Raw genomic sequence first — 17,294 nt, 5'->3', positions numbered from 1 at the left:
CAACAGATTACATAGAGTATCGAGAGCGAAATTGATAAACGAAGGGAAATGAAGGTACGTGGGTAAGCGCAATAAATGGCGTAAGTCGATGGTGCTAGCTTTAGCACTAGCAGGCGGCTTATTATTTAATACAGTTCAACCAACAGAAGTACATGCTGAAGAAACTTCTCAACAAATGATTGAGAAAAAGGCTGAAATAGATACACAAGTTAAAAAATTACAAGAAGAATTAACAAAATTACAAAAAGAGATCGACGAAAAAGTAAAAGTATTTAAACAAGTGCAAGCGGAAATTAAAGAAGTTGATGCTAGCATTGTTGAAACAAAAAAACGTATTGAGCAACGTTCTAAAATTTTAAGCGAACGAATGGCTGCATACCAAGCACAAGATAACACAGTTGGCGTTTATTTAAATGTAGTTCTTGAATCAAAAAGCTTTGCTGATTTAATGGATCGTGTCGTAGCGGTTAAAACATTAATGGATGCTGACCAAGAATTAGTGGATCAACAAGAAGCCGATAAAGTGAGCTTAGAGCAACAAAAAGCTACACTTGACGAAAAACAAAAAGAGCTTCAAAAACAATTCCAAGAGCTTCAACAAAAAGAAAGCGAAATGGAAGTGAAAAAGGCTGAAAATGAAGCGAAATCACTTGCTCTAAAAGCTCAAATTGCTACAAAACAGGAAGAAGAACGTTTAGAAGCAGAGCGTAAGGCAGCTGAAGAAGAAGCGGCCCGTTTACGTGCTCTTCAAGCAGCAACACCAGTGGTACAAACTATTCAAAATAATGATGGTGGTCAACAACCACAAAAAATTATCGTTGGTTCAGGAACTGGGACTGCCTCTTCAGGTGATGCCATTTCTACAGCGAAACAATTCCTTGGTCGTCCATACGTATGGGGTGGTAGTAACCCAACTTCAGGTTTTGACTGTTCAGGTCTTGTTCAATGGTCTTACAAACAAGCAGGCGTTTCTTTACCACGTACTGCATCACAACAATATTTAGCAACACAACGTATTTCTGCGGGTGAAGCACGTGTTGGTGACTTAGTATTCTTTAGCTATGGTTCTGGTGTAGCGCACGTAGGTATTTACTTAGGTAACAACACAATGATTGATGCTCAAAATAATGGAGTTGTCATTGAATCACTTGATTGGTGGAATCAATATTTAGTAGGCTTTGGTCGAATTCAATAAGCCTTAATATCATATAGACGATTGACATGATAAAAAGGTCATCTTTGTAGTGAAAAAATACAAAGATGACCTTTTTCTATAGATATTAAATTTTGAAGTTTAATTTAATGACGCCTGTTTCTTTTAAGGCAATAAAGAAGATAATCACAAAGGGTCCAACCAGTAAACCGATAATACCAAATAACTGCAGACCGATAAACATTGCGATTAATGTTGGTAAAGTTGATAAACCAATATGGTCTCCCATTAGTTTAGGCTCGACTACACGACGAATAATGAGTAAAATAGCAGCTAAGATGAATAATTTTACAGCTATAGATGTGTTTCCCATTAATAGGTGGTAAAGTCCCCATGGTGCTAAAATAATGATGGAGCCTAAGAAAGGGACAATATCAATTAGCCATATAATAATGGTCATCGTTATGGCATATTTCGGCTGGATTAAAAAAAGTCCCACAAGTGTAACGCCTCCAATAATGAAGCTTACAAATAAATGTGCTTTCATATAGCCGAAGGTTGCATCTTTTAAACGGTTTAAGATGATTTTTATTTTCTTTGCCGTATTAGGCTTTAAATATTTATAAGTAATTCGCTTCAATTTAGGTAGATCAAGCATAAATAGGAATAGGGCAATCATATAAACGAGAAGACTGATAAATAGACTTGGAATCTCTGAAAAGAAGGCTGAAACTTTGCTATAATTAAAGAAACTTAAAAAAGATTCTTCAATTTTCTTTATGAAATCCATTGTGGTTTTTTGAAGCGAAGTACTTACTTCAGGTGGAAAGTCTTCAGTGTATTTAGAAATATTTTCTTGCATATGAAGCCACATATCTGATAGCTTGGAAATATAATAGGGAGCTTGCTTAGACAATAAAATTATTTGCGTCATGATCTGTGTAATTGAAAGATAGCAAATAATTGAAATAATAATAACGCTCACTATGTAAATAAAGGCAACTGCAATTTTTCGAGACATTTTCCAGCGTCTTTTAAAGAACATCACGATTGGTTCAAGGAAAAATGCGCTGATAGCTGCTAATATTAATGGCATGGATACAGGAATAATAAAATAAGCAGCTACAATGAGGGACATAATCACTAGCAATCGAAAAATCAATTTCCTAGCATTAAATTTATTCATAAACTCACCTTCTTTGCGAAAAAAATTAAGTTAAGTGTACCATAAATCAAGTTTTATGACGTTCTGAAACAATAAAGGTAGGGATAAATTATGGAAAAAGAGATTTTGCAACTTTTTAATAATCTAACAGAGCGTGATCGAGATATTCAATATGAATCTTACGAGGAACTAATGAAAATTATGCAGGAACCCGTAGATTGGACATATGCAGTCTGGGAACAGCTTGTACAAGCACTTACATATAAAAATGGACATGCTCGTGCACTTGCCGCACAGATTTTATGTGCTTTAGCTGCAAACAGTGATCCGGAAGAAAGAGTTTTAGAAGATTTTTTAAAGATTTGGGCTGTGACCTATGATGATAAACCTGTTACGGCAAGACATACATTACAGGCTATTTGGAAAATAGGTTTAGCAGGCCAAGTACAAAGCGATTTAGTTGTGTCTTATTTAGCGAAGAGATTTCAAACTTGTTTAGACGAGAAACATCCTACGCTCATTCGCTATGATATTATTGTATCTTTAAAAAAACTATATGATCAAACGAATGATTCTAAATTATTAGACATAGCACATCGTTTGATTAGTGAAGAACAAAATGTTAAATATAAAAAGAAGTATAAGTCTGCCATCCGTTCATAGTAACGAGATGGTGTTTTTTGTGCAAACTCTTTGGTTATAGTAGAAGAGTCAACTATACTATATATAAAAACAAAAGGGGTTTGGGAATGAGCATTTATAATTATTTAGTACGAAAGCCGAATGGTGAAATCTTATCAATGGAAACATTTCGGGGGAAAACGTTACTAATTGTCAACACGGCCAATCAATGCCGATTTACATACCAATTTGAAGACTTGCAAAAAATGTACGATAAATATGGAAAAAATAATTTTGTCGTTTTAGGTTTCCCCTGTGATCAGTTTGGCCATCAAAATCCTGAAGATGGTGAGGAAACCACACATCTTTGTAAAGTAAACTATGGAGTTACGTTCCCGATTTTTGAACTTGTACAAGTAAATGGAGAGACCACACATCCATTATTTAATTATTTAAAACATGAAGTCGATTTTCGTGAATTCGGGAAGGCTAGCATGCAGGAGAAAATGCTTGCTGAGGCAATCATTCAACTTGCTCCAAGCTATTTGGATGGTCGTAATATTCGTTGGAATTTTACCAAATTCTTAGTTGATCTAACTGGAAAAACCGTAGCACGTTTTGAGCCAACAGATTCACAGCTAGACATTGAGCAAGCCATTGAAAAAATATTATAGCTGTGTCATTTCATAGAAATGGAAAGCTTATAAATCGACTTTCATTTTTTTACACAACTATTTTTTCCTATCAATCTATGATAAACTGCATTACAAGTGAAATATTCTTGCAGAATAAAGGTGCTAGTTAGCATAATCGGGAATTCGGTAAAAGCCGAAGCTGTTTCCGCAACTGTAAGTACAGCCATTATAAAGAATGACCACTGTTTCATTGGAGGTTCTTTATAGCTCTTCTTTTTTCTTTTGGGAGCGTCGTACAAGCCAGGAGACCGACCTTTATTTGAACGTATAAAAACTCTTCGGAAGCTAGGAGAATATACGGCAAATACATAGGTAGTGTCGTGTTTGTATGACAATCATTATGTTATTTTCGTCGTTCCTTTCCGTAAAGGAGCGACGTTTTTTTATGCACTGAAAGCAAGAATTTTCATTATAGAAAATAGGGGGACAGCAAGTTGAAAAAAGATGCACGTTATTCTTGTTATCCTTTTATGCGAGAGAGGGCTTCAACTGTCGATTTTGAGATTCGAACAGATAGTTTAACAACGCATATAGGGGTTGCGCTAGCTGCAGTAAAAAAAGAGGATATCCAAGTTGTAGCAGATGATTTAATGCAAATTTTACCTATGGCTTACCATGTCAATGGCTCAGTTCGTGGAAAATTAGCAGTAACAGATGAGGATCTATCTTGGTTAAGTGAGCGCTATGATTTTTATGTTAGTCATGTGAAGAATGAGATTCAAAATTTTGTTTTACCACAAGGTACAGAGGCTGCTGCTGCTCTACATCTTTGCCGCAGTGAAGCGAAAAAATCATATCGTACATTACACAAAGTTTCTGAAGAACGAGAGGTACCGACAATCCTTTTCGACTATTTAGGCTTATTAGCCAATGTATGTTTTGTTATGGCTGTCTATATGAATCAGCAAGCTGGGCTAGCTGAAATTCCGTTTATTAGTAAATCATATCCAATGAAAAAGAAAAAGGAGAAATGACAATGAAGAAAATATTTAATTTTCAATGGCTGTCGGTATTATTACTAGCACTGGTTTTAGCAGGTTGTGGTACCGCTGAAGATACAAAAAATAAAGAAGTTTCCCAAGATAAGCAACAGACTGAGCAAACAAGCTACAAAGTAACAGATGATCGTGGTGTAGAAATAGAGTTTAATGAAGTGCCTAAAACGGTTGTGTCCTTGCAACCAAGTAATACAGAAATTCTATTTGCATTAGGTGTTGGTGATAAAATTGTAGGAGCAACAGAATACGATACGTATCCAGAAGCTGCGAAAAAAATCGAACGTGTCTCAGATACTATGAATTTTAACAGTGAACGAATTTTAGCGTTAAAGCCAGATGTTGTTATTGCTTATACTATTGGTGATAAGGATGCACTAAAACCACTTGAAGACGCTGGAATTAAAGTGTTTGTTATTCAATCAGCTGCTACATTCGATGATGTATATGGAGATATCGAACAAATTGCAGCAGTTATGGATGTTAAGGATAAAGGAAATGCTTTAAACGAAGAGATTAAAGAGAAAATCGCTGATGTGCAAACAAAGGTTAAGGAAGTAAAAGCTCCGAAAAATGTTTATTTAGAGATCGCTCCTAAGCCACAAATATTTACAGCAGGTTCTGGCACTTTCCAGCAAGAAATATTAAATGCGGCAAATGTTAAGAATGTCTTTGATGACCTAGACGGGTGGGAGCAAGTATCCGAGGAAGATGTCATTACGAAAAACCCAGACGTAATTTTAACAACAGACAACTATACAGAAAATCCAATAGGAGAAATCCTTGCTCGTGATGGTTGGAATACTGTAACAGCTATTCAAAACAAAGCAGTTCAGTCTCTGGACACAGATATCTCTAATCGCCCTGGTCCTCGTATCGGAGAAGCAGTCGAGCTAGTAGCAAAAGCTGTTTACCCAGAATTATTTAAATAAGAATAAGGAAAAATGCTAGTTGTTTATTACAGCTAGCATTTTTTTATTTTATTTCCTAGTGTGAAAATTGGTATTAATTTAGTTTGTTCTATAGAATAAAGGTAAGAATATTTAAAAAAATAGGGAGGTGTAGTTAAGTGAAACAATTACAAACGCAAAAGATTTCATTTGAGGCAGTTTATAATTTCCGAGATATGGGGGGATATAAGACAAGGGATGGGCGTGTTGTAAGAAATGGCTTATTTTATCGCTCCGCCGCACTTGGTAAAATGACATCGACAGATAAAGAGTTATTTGAAAAATTGGGTATTAAAACCATTTTTGATTATCGTGACACCAATGAAGTACAACATAATCCTAATCCTGTGTTCCCACAAACTCAATATATTCAAATACCAGCAAAGGGGAAACATGCCTTTGAAATGCCAACAAATGCTGGTGGTAAAGATTTTTATAAAGTGGTAAGCCCTGACATGTTCCGAGACTTTTATGCACAAATGCCTTTTCATAATTCCTCTTTTAAGGAATTAATGATAACCATTCAAAACCCTGAAAATTTAGGGCTTGTCCATCATTGCGCAGTAGGAAAAGACCGAACAGGTATTGGAGGAGCCCTTATTTTAATGGCTTTAGATGTACCTGAGGAGACAATCATGGAAGATTACTTAGATACGAATAACCATTTACGACCCATGGTAGAAAGAATGGCTCAAGCTATTCAGAACCAATATAATGAGCAAGAATTACAGCAATTTTATGCTTTAATGTCTGCTCGTGAGGACTATTTACAAGCAGCATTAGATGCTATGGATCATCGCTATGGTTCAAAGACCGCTTTTTTGGAGCAGGAGTTTGGTCTAACAACCGAAAGGCGTGAACAATTACAGTCCTATTGTTTAATCTAAATAAGAACCCTTTCACAAATTATGTGAGAGGGATTTTTTATGTGGAAGCGCTGTCTTCCTATAAATCTCTTTACAGTCTGAAAATTTATGATAAGATACAATAGATTTTTAAGAAAAATATTGGAGAAGTGAGGGTATTGGCAGACACAATGAAAGAAACCAATAAGTTAAGTCTATTCCATTTAACGTGGCCTATTTTTTTAGAAGTATTTTTATTTATGTTAATGGGATTAGCCGATACTTTTATGCTTAGTGCTTTATCAGATAATGCTGTGTCGGGTGTAGGTGCAGCCAATCAATATATTCATATTGCTATCTTAATTCTTGAGGTGGTCGGCAATGGAGCATCCATTGTTGTGTCACAATATTTAGGTTCCAAGCGTTTATTTGAAGCAGCGAGAATATCGGCTTTAGCAGTCACAATGAATTTGGCCGTTGGGCTTTTAATGAGTATTCTATTTTTCTTCTTCGCTAGTCAATTAATGACGATGATGAACTTGCAAGGAGAGGTACTTCACTATGCTCAAAGTTATTTAGTTATTATTGGGAGTTTTATTTTCCTTCAAGCAATCATTAATGCTCTTGCTGCAATTATTCGCGTTCATGGTTGGACTAAACAGACGATGTATGTATCACTTGGCATGAATGTACTGCATGTTGTGCTAAATTACGGTTTAATCTTTGGGAATTTTGGTTTACCAGAGCTCGGTGTAAAAGGTGCAGCCATTTCCTCAGTGATCAGTAGAGGATTAGCCATGCTGGTGTTTTTCTGGTTGCTGTATCAAGTGATGGAAGTGCGGGTAAAGCTACATTATTACTTCGAATATTCTAAGGAATATGTAAGGAAAATTTTAAACATTGGTTTACCATCTGCCTTTGAGCAGGTTCTTTATCAGTTTTGTCAAATCATATTTTTATATTATGCCACGTATTTAGGGGCAGAAACTTTGGCAGCACGACAATATGCCATGAATATATCTATGTTTACCTATTTATTTGCTATTGCCATTGGTACAGGAACTGCCATTATTATAGGCAGACATGTAGGTGCAGGGGAAAAAGATGAGGCATATCATCAGCTTTGGACAAGTGTTCGAGCAGCATTTATTTTCACCATCATCATGGTTGGTGTTGTCACGATTTTCCGCAAGCAACTTATGCATGTTTTTACAGATAACCCTGAGGTTATGGCTATTGGAGCATCTGTATTGGCGTTAAGTATATTGTTAGAGACGGGTAGGACGATGAATATCGTAGTCATTAACTCTTTACGTGCCTCAGGAGACGCAAGGTTTCCTGTGAAAATTGGTTTTCTGTCGATGGTTTGTATGAGTCTACCACTTGGTTATTTTTTTGTATTCGTCCTAGATTGGGGCTTGGTAGGTATTTGGCTAGCCATCTCAGCAGATGAATGGGTAAGGGCAATTATCGTATACTTTAGATGGAAAAGCCGCAAATGGGAGCGTTTTGCTCTCGTTTCACCTAATGAACAGAAGGAGGAGTAGCAATGGGAGCACTATCTAAACGTGCAATGGGAGCAACACTGATGGATCAACATATCAGGCTTTTCGCTTGTCCATTATGTCAGCAAACCATGCACGTCTATGAGCAGGGGAGACTCGTTTGTTCTTCCAATCACTCTTTTGATATTGCCAAACAGGGCTATGTCAACATGCTGACACATGGTTCTACTTCTAAATATAGTAAGGATCTTTTTGAATCTCGCAAAGCTGTTATTGATAGTGGAATTTATGATGTTTTAGAAGCAAAGATTGTGGAGCTCATTGCCCCTGCGAATACGGTCCTTGATACTGGTTGTGGAGAGGGATCACATTTAGCTCGTATTATGAGTGAGAAAAAGAAAGGTATAGGCATCGGTATTGATATAGCAAAAGAGGGCATTTTGGCAGCAACTCGTCATTTTCCACAGCAAATTTGGTGTGTTGGTGATTTAGCTAAGAGTCCTTTTGCGCAAGGAAGTTTTGATGCTATTTTAAATATTTTATCACCAGCAAATTATGAGGAATTTAAACGGCTTCTTGCGCCCAATGGCTGTATTGTAAAGGTTGTTCCGCAAAGCGGCTATTTACAGGAGCTACGTGCCCAATTATATGCGGATTCGAGCAAGGAAACGTATTCCAATGAACAAATTGTCGCTCGTTTCCAAGATAGTTTTGGTGAAGTTAGCATTGAGCGTGTAACCTATACTTTACCACTTGCTGAGGAGCTTGTACCTGCACTACTGGAGATGACACCGATGGGCTGGCATAAAAAAGAAGATACAGACATTGTATTAAATGAAATTACAATCGATGTGGATCTATTGCTAGGAAAGGTTTAAGATGGTCACCTACAATTGCAGTATACTGGTCTTTTCGATTACAATGGAAATAACTATTGAATAAGGTAGGAATGTAACAGTGTATAAATTAGTAGCAAATATTGTAAAAGTAATATTAAAACTAATGGGTTCAAAAGCTCACGTATATGGAGAAGAGAATTTGCCAAAAGAAGGTGGGTATATTATAGCTTGTACGCACACAGGGTATGTAGATATTTTAAATCTAGGCGTTGCCATGTACCCTCAAGAAATCCACTTTATGGCGAAGAAGCAGTTATTTGAAATGAAAGGTCTTGGTTGGCTTATTGAGCGTTTAAATGCCTTCCCGGTGGACCGTGATAATCCTGGCCCAAGTGTTATAAAAATTCCTTCACAGTTATTGAAGGAGGGTAAAGTAGTTGGGATTTTCCCATCTGGTACACGAAACGCAGAAGGATCGGATTTAAAGCAAGGCGCCATTACAATTGCACAATTGGCAAAAGCGCAAATTGTTCCAGCTGCTTACGTAGGTGCACGTAATGCTGGAGATGTAATGAAACGTGGTAAAGGTTATTTAATCTATGGCGAGCCGTTTTATGTAACGGGTAAAGGAAAAGAAGGTCGTGAGCAATTTACTCAACACCTTGAACATGAACTAGTTGCTTTAACAGAAGAATTACAAAAACGTATTGCAGTAAAATAATATGAAATGGCACTCAGAATCAATTAGATTTTGAGTGCTTTGTTGTAGGAGGATAATAGAGATGATTCGAGTACTTTTCGTTTGCTTAGGCAATATCTGTCGCTCTCCAATGGCAGAGGCAGTCATGCGTGAGTTGGTGAAGAAAGAGTGTTTAGACGATAAAATCGATGTGGATTCTGCTGCCACAAGCTCATGGCATATCGGTGAACCTCCTCACCGAGGTACACAGGATAAGCTTAGAGAATATGGTATTTCTACAACTGGAATGCTAGGTCGACAATTACAAAAGGCTGATTTAGAAGAATTCACTTACATTATCGGGATGGATGAAAGTAATATTCGCAACATTCGAACGATATTGGGTAACCCTTCTTCACCAAAGATTTTTCGTTTTTTAGATTTAACAGAACATCGTCAAGACGTTCCGGATCCTTATTACACAGGGGACTTTCAAGAAACCTACGATTTAGTGCTAGAAGGCTGCCAGGCAATAATAGATAAAATTAAACGTGAACTGTTATAAATAGATACTAAATAACGTAAATTTTTACAGCTATTTCTACAGAAAAAATATGCTTAAACATTGGTATATCTAGCTTTGTAAGCATCATTATGTTATTATTTGCAGAGTAAAGATACGATAAGTATTTAATTACCATTTTAAGATGTGCAACTGCATATCTATCATTTTTTATAAATCTATCCTTTGAAAGAGAGTGGAAACAATGGGTCGTAAGTGGAATAACATTAAAGAAAAGAAAGCGTCTAAAGATCAAAGCACTAGCCGTATCAATGCTAAATTCGGACGAGAAATTTATGTGGCAGCTAAATCAGGCGAACCAGATCCAGAGTCAAACCGTGCACTTAAAGTGGTGCTTGAACGTGCAAAAACATACAGTGTTCCTAAACATATTATAGAAAAAGCCATCGATAAAGCAAAAGGTGGCGGTGACGAAAGCTTTGATGAATTACGTTATGAAGGCTTTGGTCCAGCCGGGACAATGATTATTGTAGATGCTTTAACAAACAATGTGAATCGTACAGCATCCGATGTTCGCGCAGCATTTGGTAAGAATAATGGAAATATGGGTGTCAGTGGTTCTGTAGCTTATATGTTCGATTCTACTGCAGTTATTGGTTTAGAAGGTAAAACAGCTGATGAAGTGCTAGAAATTTTAATGGAAGCAGATGTAGATGCTCGTGATATTTTGGAAGAAGAGGAAGCAGTCATTATTTATGCTGAACCGGATCAATTCTTTGCTACACAAGAGGCATTAAAGGCTGCTGGCATACAAGAGTTCACAGTTGCAGAGCTTACTATGTTACCACAAACTGAAGTAGCATTAACTGGCGACGATGCAGCGAAATTTGAAAAATTAATTGATGCATTGGAAGATTTAGAAGATGTACAAAATGTCTTCCATAATGCAGATTTAGGAGAATAATTTCATTTAGGAAACCAGTAGCACATAAAGCTACTGGTTTTTAATTAGGGAGAAAAGACATGACATGCAGACTGCTTTAGCGATTATTTTGTTTTTAGTGACTTTATTTTTTGTTATTGTGCAGCCACGTAAATTATCGATTGGTTGGTCATCCTGTATAGGAGCTGCCTTAGCGCTAATAATTGGGGTTGTTACATGGCAGGATGTACTTGAGGTAACAGGAATTGTTTGGAATGCTACACTATCTTTTATTGGTATTATTTTAATTTCACTTATTTTAGACGAAATTGGCTTTTTTGAATGGGCTGCTCTCCATATGGCACGACTAGCTAAAGGAAATGGTATACGTTTATTTGTTTATATTGCATGTTTAGGAGCAATAGTATCGGCGCTATTTGCTAATGATGGAGCCGCATTAATATTAACACCAATTGTTTTGGCAATGGTAAGAAAACTGAATTTGACGGAAAAGATGATCTTCCCATTTATTATTGCTAGTGGCTTTATAGCAGATACAACATCCTTACCTTTTATTATTAGTAATTTAACAAATATTGTATCAGCTGACTTTTTTGAGATAGGTTTTATGGATTATGCGATTCATATGGTTGTACCGAACTTCTTTTCTTTAGTAGCTAGTATAGCCGTACTTTATATTGTTTTTCGTCGTTCCATACCACAACGCTATTCCCTCGAGGCAGTTGAACAACCAAAGCAAGCTATTAGAGACCCAAAGTTATTTGCGATATCTTGGTATGTGATAGCCATTCTGTTAGTAGGATTTGTAATCGGCGAAATGTTCCTCATTCCAGTGTCATTTATTTTATGTAGTGTAGCAGCTATTTTTTTGTGGCTTGCAAAGCGTAGTTCTTTTGTAGATACAAAGAGGGTTGTAAAAGGAGCCCCATGGAACATTGTGTTCTTTTCCATTGGTATGTATGTGGTTGTCTACGGCTTGAAAAATGTAGGGATGACAGGTTTGCTAGCGAATTTACTAGAGCAGGCTGTACAGCAAGGCTTCGTGGTAGCAACCATCACTATGGGGTTTGTAGCAGCAGTTTTGTCAGCTGTCATGAACAATCTACCAACGGTCATGATTGATGCATTAGCCATTTCTGAAACGAGCGCAACAGGCATGATGAAAGATGGATTAATTTATGCAAATGTAATTGGCACCAATTTAGGTCCAAAAATGACACCGATTGGCTCACTTGCGACATTAATATGGCTTCATATTTTGGCTCAAAGAGGCATTAAAATTAGCTGGGGGCAGTATTTTAAATTTGGTGTCATTCTTACCATTCCGACATTGTTCGTTACTTTAATTGCTTTAGTTACCTGGATATCCTTATTATCATAATTTTATTGTCGAATTCGTTAAAAAATAGTTCGATGGGTAATGTTAAGATATTAGTTTAGTAGTAGAAATGGAGGGAGGTACGAATGACAGTAAATTAAGTAATAGAATTGTGTTCATGTCATTTGCTATGTTAGCATTTTTTATTGTGACAACGATCTACATAGCGAAATCATACTTAATAAAATAATGGGCAAGCTTGCAGAAATGTCTAACGCATCAGTGGATTGAAATACATATGCATCTGGAAAGCTATAAGGTGATTACAGACAGACCGAGCATTACATGAAATGTCTGACAGTTCGGTAGATGTACAAGCAGGCAATAGAGGCGTACAACGGATCTGTGAAAGCCTTGAACAAAACTTACAATTTGTTGAGGGGAACAATAAAATTCAGGCTGATTCAGCTGTATACCGCTAGCATAGTGTACAAGGAACAAAAGAAGTAGCGACGGCTGCTGATTTACAAGTAACAATGGTTTCAGAATTAATTGAGGTTGTAGCAATGTTCGCTTAAATATCTAAAGTGGTAACTGAAACAATCAATACATTCAAATATGATGATTTTTAAACTATTTTTCTATGAGATGAAGTCTTGTAGAAAAATAGTTTTTTATGTTAGATGTAGAGAAGTAAGGTGTAATCCGAAACGAGCATGGATTTGTCGAAATAAACCAAATAAAGGGAAAATAGAAAATAATTTGTGTTTTATCCATTGCAGAAACTCCTAAACCATAACATAATATAAGTTAATATACTTTTTTTGAACGAATGAAATAGGGGGCTAAAGTATGAGGTTTTTACGTTCAATACAGGGGAAACTAGTTATTATTTCATTGGCACTACTAATTATTCCAAGTTTAATTATTGGTATAGTTAGCTATAGTAAGGCTAAGAATGGTATGGAGGAAATTGGGGAACAGGTTATTTACAATAGTGTCCAATCCGCTTTGCAAATAATCGAACTCGCAAATGAAAGTGTTGAAAAGGGGGATATTCCTCTAGATGTGGCACAGGAGCGAGTGCGTGAAGCTTTCTTAGGCCCTAAAGATAGTGAAGGGAAGCGCCCGATTAATTATCCAGGTGATTTGGGAGAATACGGTTATATATATGTATTAGATGATAAGGGAACATTAACAACGCATCCTACTCGAGAAGGTGATAATCTTTGGAACGATCAAGATAGCAGTGGTAATTACTTTATTCGAGAAGTAACCGATAGAGCGTTGGATGGTGGTGGTTTTACTAAATATGAATTTGAGCTACCAGGGCAGGATGTATTGGCAGATAAAATTATTTATTCAGCAAAAGACCCGCATTGGGGATGGATTATTGCATCAGGTACATATATGCAGGATTTTAATGCAGAGGCGAACTCTTTACTATTAGTAATTGGTTTGACACTAGCAGGTGCTATTATTATAGGTGTTATTGTTGTCATTTTAGTATCTAGGCATTTAGCTTTACCAGTAAAAAAATTATCGAAGCTTGTGCGCGAAGTAGCGAAGGGGAATTTAACTGTAGATATCGAACATTTACAGCGGACAGATGAAATTGGCCAGTTAAATGAGGGCTTCAATGAAATGGTTAATCAACTGAAAACACTCATTTCAGACGTAGAGGAAGCAATTGTAGAAATACAATCGACATCGGCGAACTTAACCGCGGTTGCTGAAGAAACAAATGCTTATGGTGATGAAATCGTCAAAGCTATTAATGAAGTATCGAAAGGCGCAGTACAGCAAGCATCAGAGGCGGAGGATACAAATCGAACAGCTAATGAGTTTGCTCAGCAAATTGAAGGATTGCATGATAAAAATGAATTAATGCTAGATGCTTCGCAACATATGAAAAAATCTAATGAAGAAGGCATCGTTAATATAACTAGCTTAAAAGAAAAGTCGCAGGAATCCTCAATTCTAATTCAGAATATTCAGTCCGTTTTTGGTAGTTTAATTGTGAAGGTACGTGAAATTGAAGGCATTGTGGGTACGATTACAGAGATTTCTGATCAAACTAATCTTCTAGCACTCAACGCCTCCATTGAGGCAGCGCGTGCAGGAGAACATGGCAAAGGATTTGCTGTTGTCGCAGAGGAAGTAAGGAAGCTAGCTGATCAAACATCTGTAGCAACAGAACTAGTTCGCACTACCTTAAAGGGAATCGAGAGTGAGACGAACTTAGTCAATGATGAAATGCAGAAAACTCACGTCATTGTAAGTCAACAAAATGATTCCGTCATGGTAACAGAGTCTTCATTTAAAGAAATCAAATCTGCTGTTGAAAAAATCATTTCAATTATTGGAGACATGACAGGTGGCGTAGAATATGTAAATAGCTCCAAGAATGATATTATGAAGTCCATCGAAAGCATTGCTATGATAAGTGAAAAAAATGCTGCTGCTTCTGAAGAGGTGACAGCGTCTGTAGATGAGCAACAACGGGCGATTCAGCTTGTTAGCGAATCTTCTAATGATTTAACAGATGAAATTACAGCGTTACAGGAGTCCATTAAACGCTTTATATTAAGATAATCGTTGAGGATGCTTGGTAATCAAGCATCCTTTTTTCTTTATTCACGTTAATAAAAGGTAAAGGAGGGTTGATTTGTGAAAAAATGGGTGATTAGTGTGGGAGTTCTTTTAGTAGGGATAGCTATTGTCCTATATATTTGGTTGGGAAAAGAAATAGACCAGGGGGTTGAAGCAAGTGCAGATGGCTCGGCTGACTATATGATTATACTAGGGGCTAAAGTAAAGCCAGGAGGTGTACCATCACTTTCATTAAAAAGTAGATTAGAGGTGGCCGCTCAATATTTAGCAACGTACCCTCATGTTAAGGTCATTGTGTCAGGGGGACAAGGATCAGATGAAGATCGAACAGAGGCATCCGTTATGCAAGATTACCTAGAGCAAAACGGCATTGAAGCTACGAGAATTATCGTAGAAGATAAATCTACTTCCACTTATGAAAATTTAGTATTCTCTAAAGTACTTTTACCAAAAGAGACAAAGAAAATTACGATTGTTTCTAATGACTTCCATTTAAAGCGTGCAAAATATCTGGCAGAATCTTTAGATTTTGAGGTGGATGTTGTGCCAGCCAAAACACCTAAGTCGGTAGAAGCAAGACTAAAAATAAGAGAAAGAGCAGCCTTATTAAAAACATATATTGTTGGTTATTAAATAATTGTTTCTTAATAGCTAAGATTTGACATATAATAGAAATATCACGGGGTATATGACAGAAAGAGGGGATTTCAATGAAAACGTTTAAAGACTATGAATACAACCGTCCAAATGTTGCTGAGATGAAAGAGCAACAATTAGCGCTCATCGACCAATTTAAAAAAGCGCAATCAATGGACGAACAAAGTAGCATCATTGAAAAATTAAATGCAATCAGTAATGACTTTGCCACAATGGCTAACTTAGTGTATATTCGCGCATCTATCGATACAAACGATGAATTTTATCAAGCAGAGCGCGACTATTTCGATGAAGTTGGTCCTGAGCTAGAAGAAGTAACAACAGAATACTATAAAGCATTGATTGCCTCACCATTCCGTGAGCACCTAGAAGAAAAATGGGGTCAACAATTATTCGACCTAGCAAACTATCAAATTAAAGGCTTCTCACCAGAAGTAATCGATTTAATGCAAAAAGAAAATAAGCTTGTTTCTGAGTATAATAAGCTTGTAGCATCTGCCCAAATCGAATTTAATGGAGAGACATTAACACTTGCTCAGCTAGGACCATTTGCGGAATCCACTGATCGAGCTATACGTAAGGAAGCAACAAATGCACGTTTTGGTTTCTTTGCCGAACATGAAGGTGAATTTGATCGCTTATACGATGAACTTGTAAAAGTACGCCATGAAATTGCGGTTAAACTTGGCTATAACAGCTATGTTGAACTTGGTTATATTCGAATGAATCGTATCGATTATAACGCAGAGATGGTGAAAAAATTCCGTGATCAAGTTCGCGATTTAATTGTACCTGTGGCGACAAAGTTATATGAGCGTCAGGCGAAGCGTATTGGCATTGAAGATTTAAAATTCTATGATGAAGCACTTAACTTCTTATCAGGTAATGCAACACCAAAAGGGGACCCAGAATGGATCGTTGCGAACGGTAAAAAGATGTATGAGGAGCTATCACCTGAAACGGGAGAATTCTTCAATTTCATGATTGATCATGACCTCATGGACCTAGTGGCGAAGAAAGGTAAAGAGAGTGGTGGTTATTGTACATTTATCGAAAACTATCATTCTCCGTACATTTTCTCGAACTTTAACGGTACTTCAGGTGACATCGATGTATTAACACATGAAGCAGGACATGCCTTCCAGGTATATTCAAGCCGTAACATTGGTATTCCAGAGTATTTATGGCCAACTTACGAATCTTGTGAAATTCACTCTATGAGTATGGAATTTTTCACATGGCCATGGATGGAGCTATTCTTTAAAGAGGACACAGAAAAATATAAATTTACACATTTAAGCAGTGGCCTTTTGTTCTTACCATATGGTGTTGCGGTTGATGAGTTCCAACATGTTATTTATGAAAATCCTACAATGACACCTGCTGAACGTAAAGCAGCATGGAAGAAAATTGAGGAAATATATCTGCCACATCGTGACTATGATCATAATAACTACCTCGAAGCAGGAGGGATTTGGCAGCGTCAAGGTCACATTTATGCTAGTCCGTTCTACTATATTGATTATACGCTAGCACAAATTTGTGCCTTCCAGTTCTGGAAACGCTCACGTGAAGAATTTGAAACAGCTTGGAAAGACTATATTCATTTATGCGGTTTAGGTGGCTCTATGTCCTTTACCAAGCTTGTAAAAGAGGCTGGCTTAATTTCACCATTTGAAAATGGCTGTGTTGAATCCGTTATTGGGGAAATTGAGGCATACTTAAATTCTGTAGATGATTCGTCGCTATAACAGATACTTAAATTCGCTACACTTCCATGTTTAGTAAAGTGG

The 17,294-nt window shown here is 36.9% G+C and carries 16 protein-coding genes and 1 riboswitch; of the genes, 15 read left to right on the top strand and 1 reads right to left on the bottom strand.

The features are described from left to right. Positions 1–58: 58 nt before the first annotated feature. Positions 59–1,195 (top strand): C40 family peptidase, encoded by a 1,137-nt coding sequence (locus AO843_RS02060; protein ID WP_304438282.1) that lies wholly within the window; start codon positions 59–61, stop codon positions 1,193–1,195. Positions 1,196–1,280: 85 nt separating this feature from the next. Here the strand turns inward: AO843_RS02060 and ytvI are convergent, their stop codons facing one another. Then, positions 1,281–2,339, bottom strand: a complete 1,059-nt coding sequence (gene ytvI / locus AO843_RS02055) for a sporulation integral membrane protein YtvI (protein WP_054609491.1) — start codon at positions 2,337–2,339, stop codon at positions 1,281–1,283. 90 nt (positions 2,340–2,429) lie between these two features. Between ytvI and AO843_RS02050 the strand changes: the two genes are divergently transcribed. The 14 genes from AO843_RS02050 to AO843_RS01980 all read left to right on the top strand — a co-directional run bounded on the left by AO843_RS02050 (position 2,430) and on the right by AO843_RS01980 (position 17,252). Then, the gene (locus tag AO843_RS02050; protein ID WP_054609490.1) at positions 2,430–2,981 is read left to right on the top strand and encodes a hypothetical protein; all 552 of its coding nucleotides are present in this window, start codon (positions 2,430–2,432) and stop codon (positions 2,979–2,981) included. 86 nt (positions 2,982–3,067) lie between these two features. Further along, positions 3,068–3,613: a glutathione peroxidase gene (locus tag AO843_RS02045; RefSeq protein WP_054609489.1), complete on the top strand. Its 546-nt coding sequence runs from the start codon at positions 3,068–3,070 to the stop codon at positions 3,611–3,613. 101 nt (positions 3,614–3,714) lie between these two features. Then, positions 3,715–3,906: riboswitch (cobalamin riboswitch) on the top strand. A 162-nt stretch (positions 3,907–4,068) separates the two neighbouring features. Beyond that, positions 4,069–4,608: a hypothetical protein gene (locus AO843_RS02035; protein ID WP_054609487.1), complete on the top strand. Its 540-nt coding sequence runs from the start codon at positions 4,069–4,071 to the stop codon at positions 4,606–4,608. Between the two features lie 2 nt (positions 4,609–4,610). Then, the gene (locus AO843_RS02030) at positions 4,611–5,561 is read left to right on the top strand and encodes an ABC transporter substrate-binding protein (protein ID WP_054609486.1); all 951 of its coding nucleotides are present in this window, start codon (positions 4,611–4,613) and stop codon (positions 5,559–5,561) included. Positions 5,562–5,698: 137 nt separating this feature from the next. Then, positions 5,699–6,466: a tyrosine-protein phosphatase gene (locus tag AO843_RS02025; RefSeq protein ID WP_054609485.1), complete on the top strand. Its 768-nt coding sequence runs from the start codon at positions 5,699–5,701 to the stop codon at positions 6,464–6,466. A 149-nt stretch (positions 6,467–6,615) separates the two neighbouring features. Further along, positions 6,616–7,971, top strand: coding sequence for an MATE family efflux transporter (locus AO843_RS02020; protein ID WP_197278857.1), 1,356 nt, complete (start codon positions 6,616–6,618; stop codon positions 7,969–7,971). 2 nt (positions 7,972–7,973) lie between these two features. After that, positions 7,974–8,807 carry a putative RNA methyltransferase gene (locus AO843_RS02015; RefSeq protein WP_054609483.1) on the top strand — a complete coding sequence of 278 codons (834 nt, stop codon included), beginning with the start codon at positions 7,974–7,976 and terminating at the stop codon, positions 8,805–8,807. 79 nt (positions 8,808–8,886) lie between these two features. Beyond that, positions 8,887–9,489 carry a lysophospholipid acyltransferase family protein gene (locus AO843_RS02010; protein WP_054609482.1) on the top strand — a complete coding sequence of 201 codons (603 nt, stop codon included), beginning with the start codon at positions 8,887–8,889 and terminating at the stop codon, positions 9,487–9,489. Positions 9,490–9,550: 61 nt separating this feature from the next. Beyond that, positions 9,551–10,012, top strand: coding sequence for a low molecular weight protein-tyrosine-phosphatase (locus AO843_RS02005; RefSeq protein WP_054609481.1), 462 nt, complete (start codon positions 9,551–9,553; stop codon positions 10,010–10,012). 202 nt (positions 10,013–10,214) lie between these two features. Continuing rightward, positions 10,215–10,934 (top strand): YebC/PmpR family DNA-binding transcriptional regulator, encoded by a 720-nt coding sequence (locus tag AO843_RS02000; RefSeq protein WP_054609480.1) that lies wholly within the window; start codon positions 10,215–10,217, stop codon positions 10,932–10,934. 64 nt (positions 10,935–10,998) lie between these two features. Beyond that, a complete protein-coding gene (locus AO843_RS01995; RefSeq protein ID WP_054609479.1) occupies positions 10,999–12,294 on the top strand; it encodes an arsenic transporter in 1,296 nt (431 codons plus the stop codon). 789 nt (positions 12,295–13,083) lie between these two features. Continuing rightward, entirely contained in the window at positions 13,084–14,826 is a 1,743-nt protein-coding gene (locus AO843_RS01990) for a methyl-accepting chemotaxis protein (RefSeq protein WP_054609478.1), read from the top strand. Positions 14,827–14,901: 75 nt separating this feature from the next. Next, positions 14,902–15,477 carry a YdcF family protein gene (locus AO843_RS01985; RefSeq protein ID WP_054609477.1) on the top strand — a complete coding sequence of 192 codons (576 nt, stop codon included), beginning with the start codon at positions 14,902–14,904 and terminating at the stop codon, positions 15,475–15,477. Positions 15,478–15,554: 77 nt separating this feature from the next. Next, entirely contained in the window at positions 15,555–17,252 is a 1,698-nt protein-coding gene (locus tag AO843_RS01980) for a M3 family oligoendopeptidase (protein WP_054609476.1), read from the top strand. The last annotated feature ends 42 nt before the right edge of the window (positions 17,253–17,294 follow it).

It is taken from the genome of Lysinibacillus sp. ZYM-1, from assembly GCF_001308875.1.
Lineage (GTDB): Bacteria > Bacillota > Bacilli > Bacillales_A > Planococcaceae > Lysinibacillus.
The sequence above is the reverse complement of the archived record's forward strand: the minus strand, read 5'-3'. Positions and strand labels throughout refer to the sequence as shown.

Bases quoted from the DNA above. Each gene is read 5' to 3' on its own strand.
- AO843_RS01980 (WP_054609476.1), top strand. From the start codon at position 15,555: ATGAAAACGTTTAAAGACTATGAATACAACCGTCCAAATGTTGCTGAG.
- AO843_RS02045 (WP_054609489.1), top strand. From the start codon at position 3,068: ATGAGCATTTATAATTATTTAGTACGAAAGCCGAATGGTGAAATCTTA.
- AO843_RS01990 (WP_054609478.1), top strand. From the start codon at position 13,084: ATGAGGTTTTTACGTTCAATACAGGGGAAACTAGTTATTATTTCATTG.
- AO843_RS02015 (WP_054609483.1), top strand. From the start codon at position 7,974: ATGGGAGCACTATCTAAACGTGCAATGGGAGCAACACTGATGGATCAA.
- AO843_RS02030 (WP_054609486.1), top strand. From the start codon at position 4,611: ATGAAGAAAATATTTAATTTTCAATGGCTGTCGGTATTATTACTAGCA.
- AO843_RS01995 (WP_054609479.1), top strand. From the start codon at position 10,999: ATGCAGACTGCTTTAGCGATTATTTTGTTTTTAGTGACTTTATTTTTT.
- AO843_RS02020 (WP_197278857.1), top strand. From the start codon at position 6,616: ATGAAAGAAACCAATAAGTTAAGTCTATTCCATTTAACGTGGCCTATT.
- AO843_RS02000 (WP_054609480.1), top strand. From the start codon at position 10,215: ATGGGTCGTAAGTGGAATAACATTAAAGAAAAGAAAGCGTCTAAAGAT.
- ytvI (WP_054609491.1), bottom strand. From the start codon at position 2,339: ATGAATAAATTTAATGCTAGGAAATTGATTTTTCGATTGCTAGTGATT.
- AO843_RS02050 (WP_054609490.1), top strand. From the start codon at position 2,430: ATGGAAAAAGAGATTTTGCAACTTTTTAATAATCTAACAGAGCGTGAT.
- AO843_RS02005 (WP_054609481.1), top strand. From the start codon at position 9,551: ATGATTCGAGTACTTTTCGTTTGCTTAGGCAATATCTGTCGCTCTCCA.